Consider the following 24,535-nt stretch of genomic DNA (forward strand, 5'->3'; position numbering starts at 1 on the left):
AAGTGATGAGGGGCGTTCGGCGCACCCGGTGCGGTTCACTCCCCGCCGGGTGTGCCGGGCGCCCCTCATTTTTTATGAGGATAGAGAACAACAGAATGCAGACTGCTGTTTTCGCTATGAAAGGAATATCGGAATTGTCGACTCGACGAGATACGACGATTGACGTTGCCAAGGGCCTCGCGATTATCGCGATCGTCTTTGGTCATATTCATCGAGGAATGTGGGCGTCAGGGTTGGGCACCGAGGCCCTGCGCCCCTACAAGTTCATGCTGGATTACGGGGTTTACTTCTGGCACCTGGTAGTTTTTGCCTTCCTGAGCGGCCTGTTCGTGTCGCGAGGAGCGTTGAAGACTACTCCCTCCTCGTACCTGACGAAACGTCTGGTTCTCTTCGGATACCTGTACGTCATTTGGCAGGTTCTACAGGTGGGTATGAAGCTTGTACTTCCGTCTAATTCTTCCGATAAGACGACTGTGATGAGCCTGCTGGAGCTGTGGAAGCCTGAGGGGCAGCTTTGGTTCTTCCCCTGGCTCATGATTGTCACCGTCATCGCTGTGCTGGGGTGCGTCTGGCAGAAGGACGTCAAGGCCTACGTTATTGTGGCGGTATGCGCAATCCTTGCCGTTGCGTTCTGGGGCTACAGCGGTGACTACGTGGGAACGCAGGGTATCTCCCTGGCGGTCTTCTTCATGCTTGGCGTGGCTCTTGGCCACGAGAAGTTCCAGGCTATTATGGAGTCTGTATCGCTGGCGGTTCATGCCGTTATCGCGGTCGTTGGTCTGGTTGTCTACACCGTCATCCTGGTGAATGTGCAGGCCGCTCCGCCGACCGTCGTGCCGTACTTTGCGAACAACCCGGCAGCTATTGCTGTCGGTATTGTCGCCTCCCTGCTGTCGTCGCTGGCGGTGCTCTCGATCTCCTACCTGCTGGCACGGGCTCCGTGGAGTGGCTGGCTCGCCTACCTGGGACGCCACTCCCTGGAAATCTTTATCGCGCACATCGTGTGCGGTGCCGCTTTCCGTTTCGTACTGACGAAGTCTGGTCTTTTCTCGGTACCTCTGTTCCTGGTGGGGGGTACGATCTTTGCGATCCTCGCCTCGCTGCTGTTGGGGTACTGCGCACGAAAGCTCCGGATTCCGCTCTTTACCCTGCCGCGTCCCATCGAACAAAAGATTAGCTAACCGAACTCACATCGAAGGACACTGAATGTCTATTTCCCTGCCCGTCGAGCTTGACGCCATTGCCGAGGAGCTCGACTACGAGCGTGGCCGCCTCATCTACGAGGGCGCGGGCGGCAACGAGGTGCGCCGCTCCATCCTGCCCGGTGGCGTGCGCGTCATTACCGAAAAGATGCCCGGTACCCGCGGCGTGTCTATCGGTTTCTGGGTGGGCGTGGGCTCGCGTGACGAGGCCCCCGGCATGCTCGGCTCCACCCACTTCCTGGAGCACCTGCTGTTCAAGGGCACCGGCACCCGTACCGCCCTGGACATCGCATCCTCCTTCGACGCGGTAGGCGGCGAATCCAACGCCCTGACCGCTAAGGAGCACACCTGCTACTACGCGCGTGTGCTCGACGATGACGCGCCCATGGCGGTGGACGTCATCACCGACATGGTCACCAACGCCCTGCTGGACCCGGCTCACCTGGAACAGGAACGCGGTGTGATCCTCGAAGAGATCGCCATGGACCAGGACGACCCGACCGACGTCGCTTTCGAAAACTTTGTGGAGCAGCTCATGGGTGAGAACCCGCTGGGCCGCCCCATCGGCGGTACCCCGCAGGAGATTACCGAGGTGCCGCGTGACGCCGTGTGGGAGCACTACAAGCGCTACTACACCCCGGACCGCCTGGTCATTTCTGCCGCAGGTTCGCTGGAGCACAGTACCATGGTCCGCCTCGTGCTGGAGGCGCTGACCCGCTACGGCTGGAACCTGCAGGAGGGTGTGGCACCGGCACCGCGTCGCGTACGCACCGACAGCGGCATTGCTCCGCTGAGCGAGCTGCGTGAGGTGGAGAAGGGCTTCGAACAGACCAACATTGTGATGGGTTGCCCGAGCATTATCGCCGGTGATGACCGCCGCTACGCGATGAGCGTGCTGACCAGCGCATTCGGTGCGGGCATGTCCTCGCGCCTGTTCCAGGAGATTCGTGAGAAGCGCGGCCTCGCCTACAGCACGTTCGCGTTCTCCGGTGCGTACTCGGATGCCGGCTACTTCGGCATGTACGCGGGCTGCCTGCCCGCTAAGACCGAGCAGGTGCGCGAGGTCATGGGCTACGAGTTCGATAAGCTCGCCACCGCCGGTATTACCGAGGAGGAGCTGACGAAGGTCCGCGGCCAGCTGGCTGGCTCCACCGTGCTCGGTAGCGAGGATTCGGGCTCGCGCATGTCCCGCCTGGGCCGCGCCGAGCTGGACTCTGGACTGTTCACCAGCACCGATGAGCTGCTGGAGAAGATCCGCGCGGTCTCCCTGGAGGAGGTTCGTGACCTGGCGGCGTACCTGGGGCAGCAGCAGATGATTACCACCATCGTGCGCTAACCCTCAACGTTCATAAGGCATAGAATGCCCGTTCCCACACCCCATCTGAGGGGGAGGGAACGGGCATTTTGTGTGCATCGGCACCTGTCAAAGAGATGCCTCCAAGAAGTGCTTCCGGGCGCTCTGCCGCCCATGCTCTTGACGCTCAGCATGAGCGGCAGAACCGAAAAAGCTACCTATGAGAGCTACTGCGGAGAGCTACTACTTCTGTGCCTTGGCGATAGCTTCCATCAGCACCTGGGCGTAGAGCTCCTGACCGGCAGCCTCCGGGTGAACACCGTCAGAGGCCAGCAGACCGCTCTGAGTCTGCAGAGCCTGACGAATCGTAGAGTTCCAATCCGCAATAATCACACGATCAGAATGCTGAGCCGCAAACTCACGAATCTTACCGTTCGAGTAGTCAATCCAGGTCAGGTTGCGCGGGCCGTAACCGGTGACCAGCACCAGCTTAGAATCGGCAGGCATAGCCGCCAGAACCTCATCGAGCTGACCGTCTAGAATGGTCGAGTTCGCGGTCACCGACAGCACGAAGGTCTTACGAATCTGGCCGTTGGCACCCATGGACTTAATAATCGGCAGTGCCTTGGCGATGGTGCGTGCCTCAGCCGCATCGATGGACGCTTCGGGCATCTTGTCGTACAGCTCGGGGGATACCGCCACCACAATGGAGTCACCCACAATGGTCACCTGCGAAGAGTTCACCGAACCGGTTGCATCCTTCGACGCCGAGGGGTTTGCCGATGCCTTCGCGTCCTTACCCGTTGCGCTCGGGCTTGCCGATGCGCTCGCAGCCTGCGCCTCCTGACGAGCCTTCAGGCGTTCAGCGGCGGCACGCTTGCCGTCCTCAACGGACTGCTGGGCGGTAGTCATCGCCGGAGCGGTGTGCACCGCCAGGCCGGTCGAAGCAGCAGCCACAACAACGGCAAGAGCCACCGAAACCGGCAGGAGCCTAGTGCGTGAAGACTGGAAAGCCGCCACCACACGGTTAGCGCTACCGCGGAAACCGTAGCGGCGAATCGGGGTCTCAACCCAGCGGTACGACATCTCCGCAATCGCGAAGGTCGCCACCAAAACGCCCACATTTACCAGCGGGGAGCGGTCCGCACCCATCAGGTAGTGCATGACCACGGCGAGCGGCCAGTGCCACAGGTACAGGCCGTAGGAACGTTCGCCCACCCAGCGCAGGGGCGCGAAGTTCAGCAGGCGGCGCAGCATCTCGGAGGCACCAGCGAGCATGTCGGGCAGCATACCCTGAATCACGCCCAGCGCCAGCAGGGAGGCGCCGAACAGACCCCAGGGAATCGCGCCGGGTGCCGACTCGGGAACCAGAATTGCGTAGGGAATCAGCGCGAACAGGGACAGCCAGCTAATCATGACGCGGGCGAACGCGACCAGGCCGAAGGGCTGAGCCACACGGTACAGCACGGACTGCTGCAGCGGCGGGTACAGCGACCAGGGGCGCGCGAACGCCAGCAGGGCGCCGAGCAGCAGGCCGTACAGGTGCGTGTCGGTACCGTAGTAGACGCGGCTAATGGGTGCGCCAGACATCAGAAGAGCGGTGGCGGTGCTCAGCGACGCAATAATACCCAGCACCATGACCACGCTAAAACGACGCCAGCGGCGGCGCAGCAACAGACCAGCCGCAACAATCAGCAGCGGCCACACCACGTAGAACTGTTCTTCCACCGCCAGGGACCAGAAGTTCGTGAAGAGCTCCGGGGAGGTCTGCGTGAAGTAGTCGTTACCGGCAAAAATAGAAATCCAGTTGGACGAGAAGGTCGCCGCACCAGCGAGCTGACGGCCCAGGTTCACCTGAATATCGCCGCCAATGAGCAGGCTGACCGGTCCCATGACCAGAATCAGCAGGGTAATGGCGGGAAGCAGACGGCGGGCACGTCGGATCCAGAAATTGCCCAGGGCAATTTTGCCGGTGAGAGCACCTTCACGCAGAAGCAGGGAGGTAATCAGGAAACCGGAGATGACGAAGAAAATATCCACGCCAATCATGCCGCCGGGTAGTACGGTGGGCCAGAAATGGTACACCATCACGAGGAGCACGGCGATTGCTCGCAGACCGTCCAGACCCGGCAGAATATAACGCCGGTTAGCCTCATCTGGACGCACGGAGGAGGTAAAGAGGGACTTCATACTGTCAAAGCACTCCGTAGGATGGAAATTATAGAAATACTTCCTAATTATATGGTTGCTAACTTTAGATAGCGTATTAAACGGCTTGTATGACGGTTAGATTACTTCGCTTTTTAGACCGCTGAGGTTCCGCGGGGTATCTCACCCAGCGTGTGCGATGGCGTGCACCGCGCCCACACGGGGGATAATAGAGGCTGTACGTCACAGCGTCTGCCCCATAGTCGGGGTGCACAAAAGCTACGGAGGAGAGAAGATGGCCCACGAGGGCGACGAAAAAATCTGGAAGGTAGCGGTACTCGGTGCCGCAGGCCGCATGGGCTCTGAGGCGGTGCGCGCCGTCAACACCTCCGCAGACATGGACCTGGTGGCGGCACTGGGCCGTGGCGATGACCAGCAGGAGCTGGTCGATGCCGGCGCAGAGATTGTTATTGACCTGACAGTTCCCGAATCCAGCGAGGCGAATGTGCGTTTCGCGGTGGAGCACGGTATGCACGCGGTGGTTGGTACGACCGGTTGGACCCCCGAGCGCCTGGACTCCCTGCGCGAACTGCTGACCGAGCACCCCGAGGTGGGTGTGCTCATCGCCCCGAACTTCGCGATTGGTTCGATTCTCGCCACCGAGTTCGCGGCGAAGGCGGCACGCTACTTCGAATCGGTAGAAATCATTGAGATTCACCACCCGAACAAGGTGGACGCCCCCTCCGGTACCGCTGTGCACACCGCCCGCAAGGTGGCTGCCGCCCGCGCGGAGGCTGGCGTGGGGGCAAGCCCGGATGCCACCACCTCCGATCCTTTGGGCTCGCGCGGTGCCGTGGTCGACGATATTCACGTACATGCAGTACGTCTGCGTGGTATGGTGGCGCATCAGGAGATTCTGCTGGGTGACCCCGGTCAGCAGCTGGTGATTCGTCATGATTCTTTTGACCGTACCTCCTTCATGCCCGGCGTGCTGTTGGGTGTGCGTGAGGTGGCGGCGCATCCCGGTTTGAGCGTGGGCTTGGACGCCTACATGGATTTGTCGTAGGGGAGCGTTATGTCTGAACAAACTTCACCCGACGCCTCGCAGGTATCTTCCGAGGCTCCTAGCCCCTGGTGGACGTCGCTGCGCCTGTGGACCGTCTGCGCCTGCGTGCTGATGGTTCTGACCGTGCTGATTCTGCCGCTGCCGCTGGCGGCGCGTGCATCTATTCTGGGCGTGCTGATTTTTAGCGCCGTCTTCGTGACGGTGGATGCGGGCGGATTCGGTAAGACCTTCGCGGCGCTGACCTGCGCGCTGCTGACCCTGTACCTGGTGCATATTGCGCAGCAGGGCTTCGTGATGCTGACTTCCGGTTCTGTGGCTGGCATGGTGCTCGGCGCGGGTATGATTCTGCTGCCGATTCTGGGCGCGTGGGCGCTGGTGCGTGAGGTGCTTTTCGGCGCTCGTATTCAGCGTATGGCTCAGGAGCTGGCTGCTTCGGGTGAGCTTGCGGAGGATACCCTGCCTCGCACCCCGGCGGGTCGTGTGGACCGTGAGGCTGCGGCGGTGGAGTTTGAGAGCTTCGCGGCGGCGGTGGAGCAGGAGCCGAATAGCTGGAAGGCTTGGTTCAACCTGGCATGCATGTACGATGCGGGCGGCGAGCGCAAGCGTGCCCGTGCGGCGATGCGTAACGCGTGGGCGTTGCGTTCGGGCGGTCAGGCGAAGGGCATGCGTTAGGCTCTGACCCTGCGATCCCTAGTCAATGCCACATTTATTTTCGGTATGAGACTGATAACGCCGAGGCTATGTGCCCGGTTTCATAGGCTCTCGTGGAAGTACCGCGGGTTTGAAAGAGTCCGAATAGTAGAACACGCATGAAAACTTATGCGTTCTAACGGAAAAATCTGCATTTCGGGCGTACTCTGGACATATGTCTGAGAACCTTTCGAACCCCGGTACTTTTGTTGAACCTGTCTTCGGTCGCCTCCTGACCGCAATGGTGACCCCCTTCGCGAAGGACGGCTCCGTTGATGAAAAGCAGGTTGCAGACCTGGCGAACTACCTTGTGGAGAACGGCCACGACGGCCTGGTGGTCTGCGGTACCACCGGTGAATACTCCACCATGACCGATGACGAGAACGAGCGCGTCTTCCAGATTGTGAAGGACACCGTCGGCTCTCGCGCGAAGATTATTGCCGGTGTTGGTTCGAATGACACCGCGCACACTATTGAGCTGGCGCATCGCGCCGAAAAGATTGGTGTGGACGGCCTGCTGGTCGTGACCCCCTACTACAACAAGCCGACTCAGCCGGGTGTCTACGCCCATTTTGCGACCGTTGCTCAAGCAACTGAGACCCCCGTCATGCTGTACGATATTCCGGGTCGTGCGGGCATCCCCATCGCACCCGAAACCTACCGTCGCCTTGCAGAAATTGATAGTATTGTAGCGGTGAAAGACGCCAAGGCAGACTTCGGTGCCGCAACCGAGGTCATGGCAACCACCGACCTGCACTACTACAGCGGCGATGACGGACTGACCCTTCCCTGGATGGCAATGGGTGCCGTCGGCCTCGTTTCGGTGACCGCACACGTGGCACCTGCACTCTTCCGTGCCCTGATTGATGCTGTCGTTGCACAGGACCTGGTGGAGGCTCAGCGTCTTCACCTGGAACTGACTCCGATTGTCCGAGCAACCATGGGCCGTGCCCCCGGTTGCGTTGCCGCCAAGGAAATTCTCTCCTGGCAGGGTGCGCTGGATGAGCCCGTCGTTCGCTTGCCGCACGTACTCTCCGAACCGGAGGTTGCTCAGGCTATGCGAGCTGACCTGCTCTCCTCGAGCATCGCTCACACCCTCAAGAACTCCTAAACTTTGACGCAGAACCTGCACAACTTATCGTGTAGAGCGCGTATATATAGAGGACTTCGGCTACCGTCACACCCCACTTTTGGGGCGCATGTTGTAGCCAACGGATGCGGACTCCACACCTAACACTAGGTGAGGGGTCCGCTCTGGCGTATTGCCACGGTTTACCGCCCAATGATTCGGCCCCCACTCAGACAGGGACGTAACTTAGGCAGAGGCACCCGCGCAGTACGCCCCCAATACTTTTAAATACTTTCGGTGATTTGGACGCACCGGCAGCACCTCCGCCTCGGCACATGAGAGCCGAACCGGCGGGAGCGCTTGCGGTACGAAGCGTCGCCTACGAATCACAGACATCACAAGAAAACATAGAAGAAAGAGGAGACACACGATGAGCGTCTTTGAAGCGAATCTTCCCCTCCCTCCCCGCCTGAAGAAGGACACCCTGCGCGTGGTGCCCCTGGGCGGCCTGGGCGAAGTCGGTCGTAATATGACCGTGTACGAAATTAACGGCAAGCTGCTGATTGTTGACTGCGGCGTGCTCTTCCCCGAAGAGTCCCAGCCCGGCGTGGATCTGATCCTGCCCGACTTCAGCTACATTGTCGACCGTCTGGACGACGTGGTTGCCATGGTGCTGACCCACGGCCACGAGGACCACATCGGCGCGGTTCCCTACCTGCTACGCCGCCGCCCCGACATCCCCCTGGTCGGTTCCGAACTGACCCTGGCACTGGTTGAGGCGAAGCTCGCCGAGCACCGCATCAAGCCCTACACCCTCGCGGTGAAGGAGCACCAGGTGGAGCGTTTCGGTCCGTTCGAGTGCGAGTTCGTTGCTGTGAACCACTCGATTCCGGATGCGCTGGCTGTCTACATCCGCACCAAGGCCGGCAAGGTTCTGCACACCGGTGACTTCAAGATGGACCAGCTGCCGCTGGATGGTCGCCTGACCGACCTGCGCCACTTTGCTCGCCTGGGCGAGGAGGGCGTGGACCTGTTCCTGCCGGACTCCACCAACGCTGAGGTTCCCGGCTTCACCCCGACCGAGAAGCACATCGGTCCGGTGCTGTCGAACGTTTTCCGTGACGCAAGCGGCCGCATCATTGTGGCTTCCTTCTCCTCGCACGTTCACCGCGTGCAGCAGGTGCTGGACGCAGCCGCTGAGCGTGGCCGCAAGGTCGTGCTCGTGGGCCGCTCCATGGTGCGTAACATGACCATTGCTGAGAAGCTGGGCTACCTGAAGGTTCCCGCTAACGTGCTGGTGGACCTGAAGAAGGTTGACGACTACCGCCCCGACCAGATCGTGATGATGTGCACCGGTTCGCAGGGCGAGCCGATGGCGGCACTGTCGCGCATGGCGAACGGTGACCACAAGATTCAGATTGAGCCCGGCGACACCGTGGTGCTCGCCTCCTCGCTGATTCCCGGTAACGAGACCAGCGTCTTCCGCATCATTAACGCCCTCATGAAGCTGGGCGCTAACGTGGTGCACAAGGGCAACGCGAAGGTTCACGTTTCCGGTCACGCTGCCGCGGGTGAGCTGCTGTACTGCTACAACATCCTCAAGCCGAAGAACGTTATGCCGGTTCACGGTGAGGTTCGCCACCTGATTGCTAGCGGTGACCTGGCGATGGAGACCGGCGTTCCGAAGAAGAACGTGCTGCTCTGCGAGTCCGGCACCGTCGTGGACCTGCGCGATGGCGTGGCGTCCGTGGTGGGCGAGGTTCCCTGCGAGTACCTGTACGTTGACGGCCGCTCCGTCGGTGAGGTCACCGAGAGCGATCTGAAGGACCGCCGTATCCTGGGTGAAGAGGGCTTCGTGTCCATCGTGACCGTCATTGACCGCGCAACCAAGCGCGTGGTGACCGGCCCGGATATTCACGCTCGCGGTATCGCGGAGGACGACGCGGTATTTGACGAGATTGTTCCGAAGATTACCGCCGCCCTGGAGGATGCTCTGCACCGCGCACCCGAGAAGGTGCACACCGTGCAGCAGCTGCAGCAGATTGTGCGCCGCACCATCGGTGCCTGGATTTCTCGCCGTCTGCGCCGCAAGCCCATGATTGTTCCCGTGGTTGTTGAGAACTCCTCAAAGGCCGCGAAGAACTAATACTCTGCGCGAGGCTAGCTGCCTGTCATAGCGAAAAGGCGGGGTCGATCCGTTGTGTCGGCCCCGCCTGCTGTGTATCTGCCGAACGTCTGCGCGAAAGCTGGGCGAAAGCTGCGCGAATGCGAACGCGGTAGGGGAGAAGCGCCTCATCAGCGCCCTATCAACGCCCTCACAGACACAGAGCGGGGCACACTTTTTAGCTCACTGATAACGAAAGAATCGGTACATTAACGGGAAGGTTGATACCCTAAAAGGTATGGCTCCACGGACCACGAAGGGTCGTAACACGACCTCTACTAAAGCAAACACTAAGAAGACCACCCGCAAGCGCACCACCTCCCGAGGCGGTGCCCAGCGCGGTGCCAACGCGGCGAACCCTGTAGCGGGCGCTATCTCCTCCGTCTGGCTGAGCATCGCTCACGCTATCGGTGGGCTCTTCCGCTCCATTGGCGCGGTGCGCACCGACCTTGCGTCCGAAGACCGCCGTGACGGCGGCGCGCTCACCATCCTGCTGTTCGGCCTGATTAGCGCCGGAGTGGAGTGGTACAACTGGCGTGCCCACACCTCCCTCGGTTTGTTGCGTGCGCCCCTGGACGCCTGGCACACCATGCTCGGCGGTATTTTCGGTCAGGGCGCCCTGCTGATTCCGGTGCTTAGCCTCATCATGGCGTGGTGTGTTTTCCGTGGGCCCGACCTGATTAAACGTAATAACCGCGTGGCGTTGGGCTCCTTCATCATTCTGGTGGCGACCTCCTTGTTCTTTGCTCGCCATGCGGGTCACCCGACCTTCGCGGATGGTTTTGACGCCGTCTGGGCTGGTGGTGGTGTGGCTGGCGTGCTGCTGGGCACCCCCATTGTGCGTGTGAGCGGCGGTATTGCGTTCGTTGAGATTCTGATTCACCTGCTACTGGGTATTGCCGGTCTGATGGTTCTGACGAATACCCCGATTCGTCAGGTGGTGCCGCGTACTTTGCACCTGGTCGGTCTGGCTCTGGGTGAGAAGCCGAACGGCACGACTCGAACCTCCGTTAAGGACAGCCCTTCGGATGCGACTCAGACCGTGGACCTGAACGCTGAGGAGCATGACCGCAGCTACCTGTACGGTGACGATGAGAAGCCGGCACGCACGCCTCAGAAGTCTGGCGGCCTGTTCGCTCGTCTGCGCGGCTGGTTGGGCATTGCTCCCGCTACGTCGACCGATTCTTCCCTGGACGAGTACGCCGGTGATGAAGCATTCGTGAGCGCCGTGGTGGATGAGACTCACCCGGAGACCACGCAGATGCCGGTACAGCCGGAGGACTCCGCACAGGATTCTGCGCGGGCATCCGCTCAGCAGACGCGCCCGGCGGCTAAGCCGAACCGTCTGTCCCGTCTGCCCGGTCGCCTCAATCAGGCACCGGCCGCGCAGGGTGCGTCAGCCCAGGGTACCTCTGCACAGAACGGCGCTTATTCGAGCAGCCCTGACCTCTTCGACGTTGAGGCGTCGGATGCGCCCGCAGCCCGCCTGGATCAGGTGCAGCGCGCCGCTGTGGCGAACGGCCGCGTGAACCGTATTCCTGGCGAGGAGCCTCTCTTTGATGTTGAGGCATATGACGGCTTCGGCGCTTCTGAGGAAGCTGCACCGCAGACTAAGCCGCACCAGGTGGTGAACCCTGCGCAGTCTGCCGCCTCGGCTTCCGCGTCCCAGGCTCCTGCCGCACCCGCGGCTCAGCCTCCGATTCCGACCCGCATGCACTCGCCGGGTGCTCACCCGAAGAACGCGGCTCCCGCGGCTTCGCGAGCGCCCGAGGCTGGCGCATCCCGCCCGCTGCAGAACAATACTCAGGTGGCGACCACCGAGCGGGCGCGCGGCGAGCAGGTTGTGCAGTCCTCCCGCGGCGCGTACGTGCTGCCTTCTGAGGAGATGCTGGTTTCTGGCCCGCCCGCTAAGGAATCCTCCGAAGTCAACGAGCACGTGGTTGAAGCTTTGACGAACGTGCTGGAGCAGTTCAAGGTGGATGCGCAGGTCACCGGCTTCTCGCGCGGCCCGACCGTGACCCGCTACGAGATTGAGCTGGGTCCCGCCACGAAGGTGGAGCGCGTGACCGCGCTGAGCAAGAACATTGCGTACGCTGTGGCGAGCCCGGATGTTCGTATTCTGTCCCCGATTCCGGGTAAGTCCGCAATCGGTATTGAGATTCCGAATACGGACCGCGAGACCGTGGCCCTGGGCGACGTGTTGCGTTCCCCGCAGGCTCACGCGAACCAGCACCCGATGGTCATGGGTGTGGGTAAGGACGTTGAGGGCGGCTTCGTGCTGGCGAACCTCGCGAAGATGCCGCATATGCTGGTCGCCGGTGCGACCGGTGCCGGTAAGTCCTCGTTCGTGAACTCGATGATTACCTCGATTCTGATGCGTGCAACCCCGGACCAAGTGCGCCTGGTGATGGTTGACCCGAAGCGTGTGGAGCTGACTGCCTATGAGGGTATTCCGCACCTGATTACGCCCATCATTACGAACCCGAAGAAGGCTGCTGAGGCTCTTCAGTGGGTGGTTCGTGAGATGGATGCCCGCTACGACGACCTCGCCCACTACGGCTACAAGCACGTGGACGACTTCAACAAGGCGGTGCGTGAGGGTAAAGTTCAGCCCGATCCCGGTAGCAAGCGCACGGTGCACGAGTACCCGTACCTGCTGGTGATTGTTGACGAGCTCGCCGACCTGATGATGGTCGCCCCGCGTGACGTGGAAGAGGCGATTGTTCGTATTACGCAGCTGGCGCGTGCGGCGGGTATTCACCTGGTGCTGGCGACCCAGCGTCCGTCGGTGGATGTGGTGACCGGTCTGATTAAGGCGAACGTTCCGTCTCGTATGGCGTTTGCGACCTCCTCGGTCACTGACTCTCGCGTGGTGCTGGATCAGCCCGGCGCGGAGAAGCTGATCGGTCAGGGTGATGCGCTCTTCCTGCCGATGGGTGCTTCGAAGCCGATGCGTGTTCAGGGTGCGTGGGTGTCTGAGTCTGAGATTCACGCCGTGGTTGAGCACGTGAAGAAGCAGGCGCCGACCATCTACCGTGAGGACGTGATGGTCTCTGCCGCGAAGAAACAGATTGATGAGGAAATCGGCGATGACCTCGACGATCTGCTGCAGGCGGCGGAGATTGTGATTACGACCCAGTTCGGTTCGACCTCGATGCTGCAGCGTAAGCTACGCATGGGCTTCGCGAAGGCTGGCCGCATCATGGACCTGCTGGAGTCGCAGGGCGTGGTGGGCCCCTCGGAGGGCTCGAAGGCACGTGAGGTGCTCATCCGCCCGGATGACTTGCAGGCGACCCTGGCGCGTATTCGCGGTGAGGAGCCTCCGGCTGCTGACCCTTACGCGAATGCCGTGGACCCGGGCGAGCCGGTCACCGACTATTTCGATGAGCCCGATGATGAGGGCTCGGAGGACGCCTGGCAGCTGACCGGCCGCTAGCCCCTCAGCGCCCTATCCATTCGGCTGAGTCCACTCAGCTGAGTGAGCGTGCGACATGCACCCCGTATCATCCCTGTGATGTCTGCTACGGCACACGTATAATGGACGGTACGGGGTGTTTGCGTATCCCCGATACGTTTAGGTGTCGGTGCGTACGCAGTCTCTCACCGTCGAAAGCCATCTACCCGTAAGGAGCCGTTATGAGTGAAGCTCGCAATTCCGCACCCGCCGGTGCGGTCAGCACAGCGAAGCCTTCGAACTGGAATGTGCCGAATGTGTTGACGGTTCTGCGTATTATTGCGGTTCCTTTCTTCATTGTTGCCCTGGTTGCGGGCGGTACTTTTGGTGCCGCTGATCCGACGCACCGCTGGCTGGCGTGGATTATTTTTATTCTTGCTATGCTCACGGACTGGGCGGATGGCTACCTGGCGCGCTCGCGTAACCTGATTACGAGCTTCGGTAAGATTGCTGACCCGATTGCCGATAAGTTCCTCACTGGCGCGGCGTTCATTGTGCTGTCGGCGCTGGGCGAGCTGTGGTGGTGGGTCACGATTGTGATTCTGCTGCGCGAGTGGGGCATTACGATCATGCGTCTGTTCGTCATTAAGTACGGTGTGATGGCCGCTAGTAAGGGCGGCAAGATTAAGACCGTTCTGCAGACGGTGGCGCTGGTGCTGATGCTTCTGCCGCTGGGCCAGCTGGGTCTTGGCTGGCTGATTCCTGGTTGGGTTCTGATGGGCGCGGTCACCGCGATTACCGTGTGGACCGGCCTGGTGTATGTGCGTGATGCGTATATTTTGCGTCGTAACTGGTTGCAGGCTCAGGCCTCCCAGGGCGGCGGTCATTAGAGGCGAGGGGAGTGGCGTGTGCTGCTCCCCTTCGCTGTACCTGCGGTGCGTTGTGTGCCGCGTGAGGTTTTGAGCGGCGGTTCGCCGCTGAAAGGAGAGAATAATGGTTCCCCTCGTACTTGAAGATGCTCTGTCCCTTGAGCTTTCCTCCGCTGAGGTTTTCTCCGGTACCCCGGAGGCGGCGGCGCTGTTGCTACGTGATGCGGTGCAGTTGCGCGCCGCCCAGGAGGGCCCGGTGCTGGTGGCTACAGCTGAGTCGCTGACCGGCGGGGATGTGGGCGGCGCGATTTGTACGGTGCCGGGCGCATCCGCGTATTACCGCGGCGGCGTGATTTCCTATGCCTACGAGGTGAAGGCTCAGGTGCTGGGCGTGGACGCTCAGCTGCTGGCGCGTGAGGGTGCGGTGCATCCTGCGGTGGCGGTGCAGATGGCGGTCGGTGCGGCGCGTGTGTGCGGTGCCGATTATGCGGTGTCTACCACGGGTGTTGCCGGTCCTGATCCTGCGGATGGCCAGCCGGTGGGTACGGTCTATATCGGCGTGTGTTCCCCTGGCGGTTCTGAGGTGTTTGAGCGCCACTATTCGGGAGATCGGGCGCAGATTCGTGCGGCGGCGAGCGCGGATGCGATTGCTTTGCTGGCGCGTGCGGTGCGCGGCGGCGCCGGTGGGGTTCTGAAGGACGAGCTGGCGTAGCGTGCTAGGGCTGGGCTGGGCTGGGCTGTGCGGTGCCTGGAACGGCTGTGTCGTCGTCGGTGCGGCGCCTACCTAAAAAAATTTACGGTTCAAATATATTCACAGGGTTCTTTCAGCTCCGCAGGAATAAAGGCATAGGTTCGCCTGTTTGAATAGATACAAGCCATAAGAAGAGGACGAAAATGGCGGGGCCCCTAGCTCACGCTCCAAAAATCAGTTAGGCTTAACTCTGTACAGTCCCGCAGGTCGGGAATACCTACTCAGGAAAGTGATATAGAAGCTCATGGCTAAGCAGCGCGTATCGATTAATGGCATTACTAAGTGGAAGGAAATCGAGGAGACCCCCCGACAGGTCGCCCCGGTCGTTGAGGAAGCTAAGGTTGTTCCCCTGCGACAGGCAATCGGTGAGGTTCTTCGCGATGTTCGCCAGCGTCAGGGCCGCACCCTGCGCGAGGTTTCCCAGCGTGCCCGTGTTTCCCTCGGTTACCTGAGCGAAGTTGAGCGCGGTCAGAAGGAAGCATCCTCCGAACTGCTGGCGTGGATTTGCCAGGCTCTGGACATTCCGATGTCCCAGATGCTGCGTGAGGTCGCCGACCGTATGGCGGTTCTCGAGGGCGTTCAGATTCCGGATACTGTTCCGGCTGAAATGTCTGAGCAGTACAAGAGCGATTACTACATTCTCTCGAAGTAACGAGAAGCGGCACATGCCGCGCTAAACGTGAAGCGATGCCGTGCATCCCCGTAAGGTGGGTGTGCGGCATCGCTTATTCTCGGGTTTATTCTGGGGGGGGGTACTCTCGGGCGAGATGTGGGCGATGTGACGAATTATGAAGCGAACTAGCGGTGAAGCGTAAGGAGTGCTTGTGAAGCTGAGCGAATTTTGGGCGTGCATGGAGTATGAGTTCGGTGCCGGGTATGCTCCGGTGCTGGCGCGTGATTTGGTGCTGGGCTCGTTGGGTCATGTGACCGCTGCGGAGGCGCTGGACCAGGGCGTTAACCCGAAGGATGTGTGGCTTGCGATCTGTGAGGAGCAGGAGATTCCGCAGGAGCGCCGCCTGGGACCCGATAAGGAGCCGTTGCGCTAGTCGGTAAGTCTGGCGCTTTCTCGCGTAGGGGCGGGGCCTGCCGTTTGTTCGAGTGCTAGCGCCTGCGCGGGAGGTATTTTCGAATAATTAGCCGATAATCCGGGGTTTTTCGAAAATATATGCCGAAACCCTATCCGATTTATTCGAAACAGGGTCGTAATTTTGTTCGACTCGTGCTAGACTTTTCCACATCAGGAATTTTTCGGAAAATCTTCAAAGTTTTCCACAGATTTTAAAAAATGGCCTTATCCTGTCAGGCTGTGACCCTAGAGTAGTCTCAGAAGGAACCGGTAGGCCAAAACCTTCAAGGTCTCGATCACGAGTCCCACCGATTCCGAAGAAACATTACTCCCGTCAACCACTGACAACACAAAGAACGAGGTACTACCGTGGCTAAGAACACCAAGTCTCAGAGCGTAGCTCGCGTTCCCGAAGAGGGTCGCGCCAAGGCACTTGAAGCCGTGATGGCACAGATCGACAAGAACTACGGCAAGGGTGCAGTCATGCGCCTGGGCGATAAGGAAATCACCAAGACCGAGGTTATCTCCACCGGCGCTATCGCTCTGGATGCCGCTCTGGGTATTGGCGGTCTGCCCCGCGGCCGCGTCATCGAGATTTATGGCCCCGAGTCCTCCGGTAAGACCACCGTTGCACTGCACGCTGTAGCGAACGTCCAGAAGGCAGGCGGCGTGGCAGCGTTTATCGACGCCGAGCACGCACTGGACCCGATCTACGCGGCTAAGCTGGGCGTGGACATCGACCAGCTGCTGGTCTCTCAGCCCGACACCGGTGAGCAGGCGCTGGAAATCATGGACATGCTGGTTGGTTCCGGCGCCGTTGATATCGTGGTCGTCGACTCCGTTGCCGCACTGGTACCCCGCGCCGAAATTGAAGGCGACATGGGTGACTCCCACGTGGGTCTGCAGGCTCGCCTCATGAGCCAGGCTCTGCGTAAGATTACCGGCCGCCTCTCCGCAACCGGCACCACCGCAATCTTCATCAACCAGCTGCGTGAGAAGATTGGTGTCTTCTTCGGCTCTCCCGAAACCACCACCGGTGGTAAGGCGCTGAAGTTCTACGCTTCGGTTCGTATCGACATCCGCCGCATTGAGACCCTCAAGGACGGCGCTAACCCGATCGGTAACCGCACCCGCGCCAAGATCGTGAAGAACAAGATGGCTCCGCCCTTCAAGCAGGCTGAGTTCGACATCCTCTACGGTGAGGGCATCTCCGTTGAGGGCGGCATCCTGGACCTGGCGGTGGAGAACGACATCGTCAAGAAGTCCGGCGCATGGTTCACCTACGACGGTGAGCAGCTGGGCCAGGGCCGCGAGAACGTTCGTAAGCTGCTCAAGGACAACCCCGAGCTCATCGAAGAACTGCAGTACAAGGTTCTGGTGAAGCTGGGCATCATTGAGGAAGAAGCTGACGAGCAGGCAGCTGCTGAGTCCGAGGGTAACGACCCGCTGGACGAGCTGGCTGAGGAGTTCTAAACCGGCTCGCGTAGCTTCTTGCTAACGCCACGACTGATTGCCGTGTGCTGTGCATTCCGCACGGTGCACGGCAATCTGTCGTTAACGGAAGAAACACGTTAACGGGTGCGCATTAAGGGGAGTATCAGGGGGCGCCGGGACAACGCCTCGTTACAATGGGGGAGCGCTGTATAGCCGGGCGCACGGGTCATCAAGCGAGCGCCAACACAGGGGAGAGGAGGAACTGAACATGACGGAGCAGTGCATGATGGAACAGCGCATGACGGAACAGAACGGTCATGAAGAGCGTGAGCAAAACAGCGCGCGTGACGGCGACGCCGGTTTTGCGGCGCTGGAGGCGACCGAACCGCACTTCGGTTCCTCAGCGCTTGGTAACTTTGTTTCCTTTGAGCCTGTTGCCCCGCCGGTTGAGGTAGACGGCTTCGAGGCCCTCAATTTTGAGGCACCCGCGCCCCTGGCTGAGCCCACCCTCAGCTGGGAGGTGCCTGCCGCTGTTGCACCTCCTTCTGTTGAAGAGCCCCCGTATGAGGATGAGCCCCCATACCCTGATGAACCCCCATACCCTGATGAGCCTCCCTATGAGGGCGAACCTCCCTACGAGGATGAACCTCCGTATCTGGCAGAGCCTTTGTACCCTGAAACAGAGTACGCAGGGGAATATTATGCAGGGGAATATTGGGTACCCTCGGACGAAGCGGCACCCGCAGAAGCGATAGCGGAGCAGCGTGGGGGCCAAGAAACCGCACCCCAGAAACCCAAGCCGAAAGCGCGGCAGGCTGAAAAGCTCGCACATAAGAAGAAGCCAGCGCCTAAGAAGAAGTCAGCGGCCACAGAAAACGCACCCAAAAAGTGGGTGCGGAACAGGGCCGCGGATTCGGTATCCGCTGAGGAGTTCCCGGACTGGCACCCCGCCGCGCACGGCTTTGTTGAAGAAAGCATCGCCCGCGATAACGGCGGCGACTACGCCGGGGAGTTCCGCGTACCCGAGCTGCCCCTGCAGGCTGTGCCCGCCAACTTTGAAGATGGCAGTTCTGAGGAAGGCGGCGAATCGCCGCGCCGCAGCCTGCTCGTTGACCCGAACCTGCCCGCCGTCTCCATTGACGAAGCGCCCATTCGTGCCTTCACCCCCGGCGGTGCCGAGCCGCGCCCTATGGCGGCTGGCCGTATGAGTCGAGCGGGTGCCGCCTCCATCGGATCGGGGCTCACTGCCGAAGAGAAGGAAGAGATCGAGAGGCAAGCCGCTCAGCGGGCTAAGCAGAAGAAACGCAAGTCTTCGCGTGCCTCCAAGAACACCGACTACAAGCGTGGGTTCCGCCGCATGAGTGCGGCGCAGCAAGAGAAAATGCGGAGCCGTTCGCCCTACGCGCCCGCCTTCGGGGCTCGAAGTGACGACGAGGAAACCCGCAAGAGTCCTGCGGGCCGCGGCTCGGGGAGCAACCTATTTAGGGAGGGAAGTAGCTTGAACGAAGAACTCACCCCCGCCGAAGAAGCACTCATTCGCGGTATTGCCGAGGAGGAGGCGCAGGGCGACGGTACCGGAAAGCGCCGTGCCGCTTCGGCTGGATCCCCAAAGGGCGGTTCTCCGACACGCGGTTTTCAGAAGGGAAGCGCTTCCTCACAGGCGGAAGGCGCTGTGACCTCCTGGAAGCAGAAGGTACGTGCCGCCCGAGCCGCGGAAGAAACAGACCCCTACACGCGCGCTAAAACCATCGTGTACAACCAGCTGGCGTACTCGGCAAAAACCCGAGGTCAGCTGCGTAAGAAGCTCCAGGCAGAAGGATTCGACGCGGAGCTCATTGAGCCGCTGCTCGATAAGTTCGAGGCTGCAAAACTCATTGACGATGCCGAATACGCCCAAAGCTTTGTGACGCAGAAGAGCCGCACCAAGAAGCTCTCCCGCGCCGCGCTACGCCGTGAGCTCGCTGAACGCGGGGTGCGTGGTGAAGAGGCGGAGAGCGCGCTGGCTCAGCGCACCGACGAGCAGGAACGTGAGGACGCCGCCGAGCTGGTGCGTAAGAAGCTGCGCCCCGGCATGGATTTGAGTGACCGCGCTGAAAAGGATAGGGTGACCCGCCGACTGCTGGGGATGCTGGCTCGCCGCGGGTACTCCTCCTCGGTGTCGATGTCGGTGATTCGTGAAGAACTTGCCGCCTACGGTGCGGAGGACGAGCTCTGGTAGAGGGTGAATAAAGACGGTCCGCACGCACGGATAGACCCATGCTGGGGTGACCGTAAAAATAGGCACAATAAAGGGTGAGCCCGCTACAGACATACTCTGTGGCGGGCTCACCCTTATGTTTTTGATCTTTATAAAAAGCCTTGTCGGAGGCTATATCCGCTGTTTACTCTGCTGCTTATTCAGCGGCTCCCAGACGGTTCGCGAACTCGGCGAGGGTTGCATCCTGAGAACCGGCAATCTCAAGCAGCAGGCGCATCAGTTGCGCACCTTCACGGCGAATACGAGGCAACAGATCGGAACGCGCCGAAGAAGAGTACAGCTCCAGCAGGGCACACACGGTTACCGCCGTGCACACCGCCAAATCCTCCGCCAGGTGCTCATCCAGCGGGGCGTCCTCAAAGAGGGCAGAGTACAGCGCAGGCAGCGCCTTCTTGCGCTCCACCCGGTAGCGCGGGTACTCCGGCGAGGAGGGGAAGCCCAGCATCGCCTCAACGAAGGGGAAGCCGCGGTGGTGCAGGCAGGTACCCTCCGCATCGACCATGCGCACCTGCGCGCCGTCCGCCGAACCGATCAGCACGTTCTGTGGCGAAAAATCACCCGAAGAGAGCATATATACCCTGCCGCGGTTGAGCTTGAACTGCTCAGGTACCGGCGGGCGCTTGGTAAAGAAAGGCTGCAGAACGCGGCGGAAACGGAAAGATAGCTCCTCAACGGCGGCGGGAAGAACGGGCGCGTCCTCATGCGCGGCAGAGCTGGAAGCCGGGCTGTCAGCATCGTGCTCGGGGGTGCGCGCCTCGTCAGCCACACCGTACAGCTTCTTCAAACCGCGCTCGGCCAAACCCGGCGAGGCAATAGCGCCCGGGAACTGTGCCTTGCGGTCGGCACGCGCCAGGTTCAGGCGGTAATCCTCCACCGCCTCACCCATAATGCCGCTGGCGGCAAGGGAACGGTACGCCTCAATGTAGTAGTTCAGCGCGTCCAGCGCCTGCTGTTCGGTGCCCTCCAGTAGGGCGTGGGCGACCGAATACTGCTCGCCCTCAACGGTTCCGGCGCTCACATCTTCCAGCGCCAGCACGCGCAGCTCAGCGTCCGCGCCATAGAGCTGCGGGAACAGACCCGGAACCTGCCGGTTCAGCGCCTCCAAACCGTAGCGCTCACGCAGGTACCCGAAACCGCCGGCGTTCACCGTCGAATCCTTACGGCGATAACGCTTCACAATAATCGAGGTCGGCAAAGACTGTGTAGACTCGAAAGACTGCGCAGACTCGGCGGCAGGCTCATACGCTACACGCACCACAACGGAACGCATGCCGGTGCCCAGAATCTGCACACGCTCCACCGCGCGGCCAGCCACCTGCTCCAAAGAATACGCCCAGCTGAGCAGCTGCATCAGGGTCTGACGCATCGAGGCAGAATCAGCGCTCGCCTGAGGCGGCACGGGGGAGTAGGCGGCAATCGCCTCCTCAATGAGGGTGTTCAGAAGCTCCCCGTCAGGGGTGGGGGCGGAAGAATCGTTCGGTGACAGAGCCGGAAAGTTGCTACTAAGGGAAACCTGCATAGAGCCATTATCCCCCATCGGATACCCTATAGGGCATGACTTCGACCCTCAGCGATTCCGCCCAGACCCCCGAAACCAGCCCCCGCACCTACGAAGTGCGCACTTTCGGCTGCCAGATGAACGTGCACGACTCCGAACGAATGTCCGGCCTGCTGGAGGCTAACGGCTACGTTCGCGCTGAGGAAGGCACCCAGCCCGACCTGGTGGTTTTCAACACCTGCGCGGTCCGCGAAAACGCTTCCAACCGCCTGTACGGCAACCTCGGTCAGCTGGCGCCGGTCAAGCGCGCCCACAAGGGCATGCAGATCGCTGTGGGCGGCTGCCTGGCGCAGAAGGACCAGGACGCCATCATTGAGAAGGCGCCCTGGGTGGACGTCGTGTTCGGCACCCACAACATTGGTGCCCTCCCCACCCTGCTGGAGCGTGCCCGCCACAACCACGAGGCGCAGGCAGAACTGCTTGAATCCCTCGAAGTTTTCCCCTCCACCCTGCCCACTAAGCGCGACCACGTGTACTCCGGCTGGGTGTCCATCTCGGTTGGCTGTAACAACACCTGCACCTTCTGCATCGTGCCGTCTCTGCGCGGTAAGGAGAAGGACCGCCGCCCCGGCGACATTCTCGCTGAGGTTCAGGCGCTGGTCGATGATGGCGCTATTGAGGTGACCCTGCTCGGCCAGAACGTGAACTCCTACGGTGTGGAGTTCGGCGACCGCCAGGCGTTCTCCAAGCTGCTGCGTGCCTGCGGTGAGATTGAGGGCCTGGAGCGTGTACGCTTCACCTCCCCGCACCCGGCAATGTTCACCGACGACGTGATTGACGCGATGGCGGAGACCCCGAACGTCATGCCCGTGCTGCACATGCCGCTGCAGTCCGGCTCCGACAAGGTGCTCAAGGACATGCGCCGCTCCTACCGTTCCAAAAAGTTCCTGAACATTCTGGACAAGGTGCGCGAGCGCATCCCGAACGCCGTGATTACCACCGATATCATTGTGGGCTTCCCCGGCGAGACTGAAGAGGACTTCCAGGACACCCTGAAGGTTGTGGAGCAGGCTCGTTTCTCCTCCGCGTTCACCTTCCAGTACTCGATTCGCCCCGGCACCCCGGCGGCGACCATGGAGAACCAGATCCCGAAGGAGGTCGTGCAGGAACGCTACGAGCGTCTGATTGCCCTGCAGGACCGCATCGCCGGTGAAGAGAACCGCAAGCAGCTCGGTAAGACCGTTGAGCTGATGGTCGTTGCGGAGGCAGGTCGTAAGGCTGACCAGACTCACCGCCTCTCCGGTCGTGGCCCGGACCAGCGCCTCGTGCACTTCTCTGTGCCCGAGGGTTGCGAGACTCCCCGCCCCGGCGACATGGTCACCGTGCCGATTACCGAGGCTGGTTCCTTCCACCTGATTTCTGACCCGACCGCCGAGCAGTATCAGCTGCGCCGCACCCGTGCCGGTGACGCGTGGGACCGCTCCCAGGCTGACTCTTGCGGTACCGGCACCACCCAGGTGCCCGGTGCGCCGGTGGGTCTGGGCATGCCGACCATCGGTCTGCGCCCCTAAAACCTATATCGAATCATGCGCCCTGTTCTTCGGGCTCTTGCCGCCACCGCAAGTGGGGGTGGGGGAACCGGTAGAATGGGGCGCATGACTATCTCCGAAACTCTGCCCGTTATCGCTATTGTGGGCCCGACCGGCACCGGTAAGAGCGCGCTCGCCATTGAGCTGGCTCTGCGTCTGAACGGTGAGTGCATTAACGCTGATTCTATGCAGTTCTACCGGGGCATGGATATCGGCACCGCAAAAATCACGGCGGAGGAGATGCGCGGTGTTCCGCACCACCTGCTGGACATCATGGACGTGCGGGACGAGGCCTCCGTAGCGGAGTTTCAGGAGCGCAGCCGCGAGCTGATCGAGCGGATTCGCGCCCGCGGCCGCTACCCGATTCTGGTGGGTGGTTCCGGTCTGTATGTGCGTGCCGCCCTGGATAAGTTGGAGTTTCCCGGCACGGATGCGCGGGTGCGTGAGCGCCTGGAGGAGCAAGCGCGTACCGAGGGTATTGGTGTTCTGCACGCCCGCCTGGCGGAGGTCGACCCGGAGTCGGCGGCGCGCGTGAAGGATGAGCGCCGCATTATTCGAGCCCTGGAGGTGTTCGAGGTGACGGGCCGCCCGTTCTCGGCGTTCATGCCGGTGCGCGAGTACGTGACGGAGAGTATTCAGATTGGCCTGGATATGGATCGTACCCTGTTGCACGAGCGTCTGCACCGCCGCGTGGAGCTGATGCATGAGCGCGGCCTGCTGGACGAGGTGCGCACCCTGAACGAGCAGGGACTGCAGGAGGGGAAGACCGCCTCCCGCGCGATTGGTTACGCGCAGTTTGCCCGCGCCCTTGAAGATGAGGATTACAGCGTGGAGCAGGCGATTGAGGATACGACGATTGCCACCCGCCAGTTTGCACGCCGCCAGCTGACCTGGTTCCGCGCGGACCCGCGCGTGCACTGGCTGGACGCGCTCTCACCCACCCTTGCCGACGAAGCGGAAGCCATCATCCGCGAAAGCACCCGATAAGCCACAATAACGAGCCGCAGCCGAACAGATACCTCGTCGAGTCGGTCGGCGCGGTAAAATCATAAACGGACAGGTCACCAACCTTAAGGACAGCATATGAGCGAGAACCCTTCCATCTGGGGCGAGCTGGCAGGCCTGACCCTCACCAAGGGTCACGGCACCGGTAACGACTTCATCTTTCTGACGGATGAGAACGCAGAAATTGCCCTTACCCCCGAGCTGGTAGCCCGCGTCTGCGACCGCCACTTCGGCATTGGCGCGGACGGCTTCATTCGTGCTGCCCGCAGCACCGCCTCCCGCGCGGGTCAGAAGCTGCTCGAGGAGCACCCGGACGCTGTCTGGTTCATGGACTACCGCAACGGTGACGGCTCTATCGCTGAAATGTGCGGCAACGGTGTGCGCGCGTTCGTGGAGTACCTGCGCGCTGAGGGCCTGAGTGAGCTTGAGGTGGGTGAGACCGTCAAGATTGGTACCCGTGCCGGTGTGAAGACTGTGGCGCGCACCGAAGAGGGTTACGCGATTGATATGGGTCCGTGGAGCTTCATTCACGGTGAGGCTGCCCGCGAGGGTGGCGAGGACTGCCTGGTGTCTGCTCGCGGCCTGAAGACTCCGCGTGCTGGCCTGTCCATTTCGATGGGTAACCCGCACACCGTGGTGATGCTCGGCTCCGACGGTAAGCTGGACGGCCTGGACCTGCACAGCCTGCCTCAGGTGAACCCCGCCCCGGTCAACGGCACGAACGTTGAGTTTGTGGTGCCGGTCGACCTGGACGTTGAGAGCGGCGCGCATGTGGGCGCTATCCGTATGCGCGTGCACGAACGTGGCGTGGGCGAGACTCTGTCCTGCGGTACCGGCGCGTGTGCGGCTGCTGCTGCGACCCGTTTCTGGGGCGGCGAGGAAGCACCGGATGAGTGGCTGGTGCATGTGCCCGGCGGTACCCTCGCGGTGACTTTCGTGCTGGGCCCGGATGACCTGGAGCATGTTGTTCTGGCTGGTCCGGCGCAGATGGTTGCGACCGTCGTGCTACGATAGTCGGCTGCAATAGCGGGCAGCCCTG

General features: G+C 61.3%; 18 protein-coding genes. 16 read left to right on the forward strand and 2 right to left on the reverse strand.

Annotated features, from left to right (window positions below; translation table 11 throughout):
- Positions 1–134 precede the first annotated feature (134 nt).
- Complete coding sequence (locus HMPREF2928_RS03165; protein ID WP_168165531.1) at positions 135–1,181, forward strand: acyltransferase family protein; 1,047 nt, start codon at positions 135–137, stop codon at positions 1,179–1,181.
- Positions 1,182–1,206: 25 nt separating this feature from the next.
- Complete coding sequence (locus tag HMPREF2928_RS03170; RefSeq protein WP_070687348.1) at positions 1,207–2,538, forward strand: M16 family metallopeptidase; 1,332 nt, start codon at positions 1,207–1,209, stop codon at positions 2,536–2,538.
- A 201-nt stretch (positions 2,539–2,739) separates the two neighbouring features.
- Here HMPREF2928_RS03170 and HMPREF2928_RS03175 read toward each other — a convergent pair whose 3' ends face one another.
- The gene (locus tag HMPREF2928_RS03175; RefSeq protein ID WP_070687349.1) at positions 2,740–4,686 is read right to left on the reverse strand and encodes an acyltransferase family protein; all 1,947 of its coding nucleotides are present in this window, start codon (positions 4,684–4,686) and stop codon (positions 2,740–2,742) included.
- Between the two features lie 253 nt (positions 4,687–4,939).
- Between HMPREF2928_RS03175 and dapB the strand changes: the two genes are divergently transcribed.
- The 11 genes from dapB (at position 4,940) to HMPREF2928_RS03230 (ending at position 19,365) form a co-directional block, all read left to right on the forward strand.
- On the forward strand, positions 4,940–5,710 hold the full coding sequence (dapB, locus tag HMPREF2928_RS03180; protein ID WP_070687350.1) for a 4-hydroxy-tetrahydrodipicolinate reductase: 771 nt from the start codon (positions 4,940–4,942) through the stop codon (positions 5,708–5,710).
- Between the two features lie 9 nt (positions 5,711–5,719).
- Positions 5,720–6,382 (forward strand): tetratricopeptide repeat protein, encoded by a 663-nt coding sequence (locus tag HMPREF2928_RS03185; protein WP_070687351.1) that lies wholly within the window; start codon positions 5,720–5,722, stop codon positions 6,380–6,382.
- A gap of 193 nt (positions 6,383–6,575) precedes the next feature.
- Positions 6,576–7,511 (forward strand): 4-hydroxy-tetrahydrodipicolinate synthase, encoded by a 936-nt coding sequence (gene dapA, locus HMPREF2928_RS03190; protein ID WP_049351803.1) that lies wholly within the window; start codon positions 6,576–6,578, stop codon positions 7,509–7,511.
- A gap of 388 nt (positions 7,512–7,899) precedes the next feature.
- Positions 7,900–9,615: a ribonuclease J gene (locus HMPREF2928_RS03195; RefSeq protein ID WP_070687352.1), complete on the forward strand. Its 1,716-nt coding sequence runs from the start codon at positions 7,900–7,902 to the stop codon at positions 9,613–9,615.
- 256 nt (positions 9,616–9,871) lie between these two features.
- Positions 9,872–13,069: an FtsK/SpoIIIE family DNA translocase gene (locus HMPREF2928_RS03200; RefSeq protein ID WP_070687353.1), complete on the forward strand. Its 3,198-nt coding sequence runs from the start codon at positions 9,872–9,874 to the stop codon at positions 13,067–13,069.
- 200 nt (positions 13,070–13,269) lie between these two features.
- Positions 13,270–13,917 (forward strand): CDP-diacylglycerol--glycerol-3-phosphate 3-phosphatidyltransferase, encoded by a 648-nt coding sequence (gene pgsA, locus HMPREF2928_RS03205; protein ID WP_049345100.1) that lies wholly within the window; start codon positions 13,270–13,272, stop codon positions 13,915–13,917.
- A 100-nt stretch (positions 13,918–14,017) separates the two neighbouring features.
- Entirely contained in the window at positions 14,018–14,608 is a 591-nt protein-coding gene (locus HMPREF2928_RS03210) for a CinA family protein (RefSeq protein WP_070629130.1), read from the forward strand.
- Between the two features lie 283 nt (positions 14,609–14,891).
- Entirely contained in the window at positions 14,892–15,299 is a 408-nt protein-coding gene (locus HMPREF2928_RS03215) for a helix-turn-helix domain-containing protein (protein ID WP_005507109.1), read from the forward strand.
- Positions 15,300–15,471: 172 nt separating this feature from the next.
- Positions 15,472–15,693 carry a DUF3046 domain-containing protein gene (locus HMPREF2928_RS03220; RefSeq protein WP_005507110.1) on the forward strand — a complete coding sequence of 74 codons (222 nt, stop codon included), beginning with the start codon at positions 15,472–15,474 and terminating at the stop codon, positions 15,691–15,693.
- A 389-nt stretch (positions 15,694–16,082) separates the two neighbouring features.
- Positions 16,083–17,186 carry a recombinase RecA gene (gene recA / locus HMPREF2928_RS03225; protein ID WP_070687354.1) on the forward strand — a complete coding sequence of 368 codons (1,104 nt, stop codon included), beginning with the start codon at positions 16,083–16,085 and terminating at the stop codon, positions 17,184–17,186.
- A gap of 229 nt (positions 17,187–17,415) precedes the next feature.
- Positions 17,416–19,365: a regulatory protein RecX gene (locus HMPREF2928_RS03230; protein ID WP_246823548.1), complete on the forward strand. Its 1,950-nt coding sequence runs from the start codon at positions 17,416–17,418 to the stop codon at positions 19,363–19,365.
- Between the two features lie 175 nt (positions 19,366–19,540).
- Here the strand turns inward: HMPREF2928_RS03230 and HMPREF2928_RS03235 are convergent, their stop codons facing one another.
- On the reverse strand, positions 19,541–20,923 hold the full coding sequence (locus HMPREF2928_RS03235; RefSeq protein WP_070629132.1) for a hemin ABC transporter substrate-binding protein: 1,383 nt from the start codon (positions 20,921–20,923) through the stop codon (positions 19,541–19,543).
- A gap of 35 nt (positions 20,924–20,958) precedes the next feature.
- Here HMPREF2928_RS03235 and miaB point away from each other — a divergent pair, with 35 nt between their 5' ends.
- The 3 genes from miaB to dapF all read left to right on the forward strand — a co-directional run bounded on the left by miaB (position 20,959) and on the right by dapF (position 24,510).
- Positions 20,959–22,473 (forward strand): tRNA (N6-isopentenyl adenosine(37)-C2)-methylthiotransferase MiaB, encoded by a 1,515-nt coding sequence (gene miaB, locus HMPREF2928_RS03240; protein ID WP_005507114.1) that lies wholly within the window; start codon positions 20,959–20,961, stop codon positions 22,471–22,473.
- Positions 22,474–22,557: 84 nt separating this feature from the next.
- The gene (miaA, locus tag HMPREF2928_RS03245) at positions 22,558–23,478 is read left to right on the forward strand and encodes a tRNA (adenosine(37)-N6)-dimethylallyltransferase MiaA (RefSeq protein WP_070687355.1); all 921 of its coding nucleotides are present in this window, start codon (positions 22,558–22,560) and stop codon (positions 23,476–23,478) included.
- A gap of 96 nt (positions 23,479–23,574) precedes the next feature.
- Entirely contained in the window at positions 23,575–24,510 is a 936-nt protein-coding gene (dapF, locus tag HMPREF2928_RS03250) for a diaminopimelate epimerase (protein WP_070633931.1), read from the forward strand.
- Positions 24,511–24,535 lie beyond the last annotated feature (25 nt).

The sequence above is a fragment of the Rothia sp. HMSC072B04 genome, from assembly GCF_001813725.1.
In the GTDB taxonomy this organism is placed as follows: domain Bacteria; phylum Actinomycetota; class Actinomycetes; order Actinomycetales; family Micrococcaceae; genus Rothia; species Rothia mucilaginosa.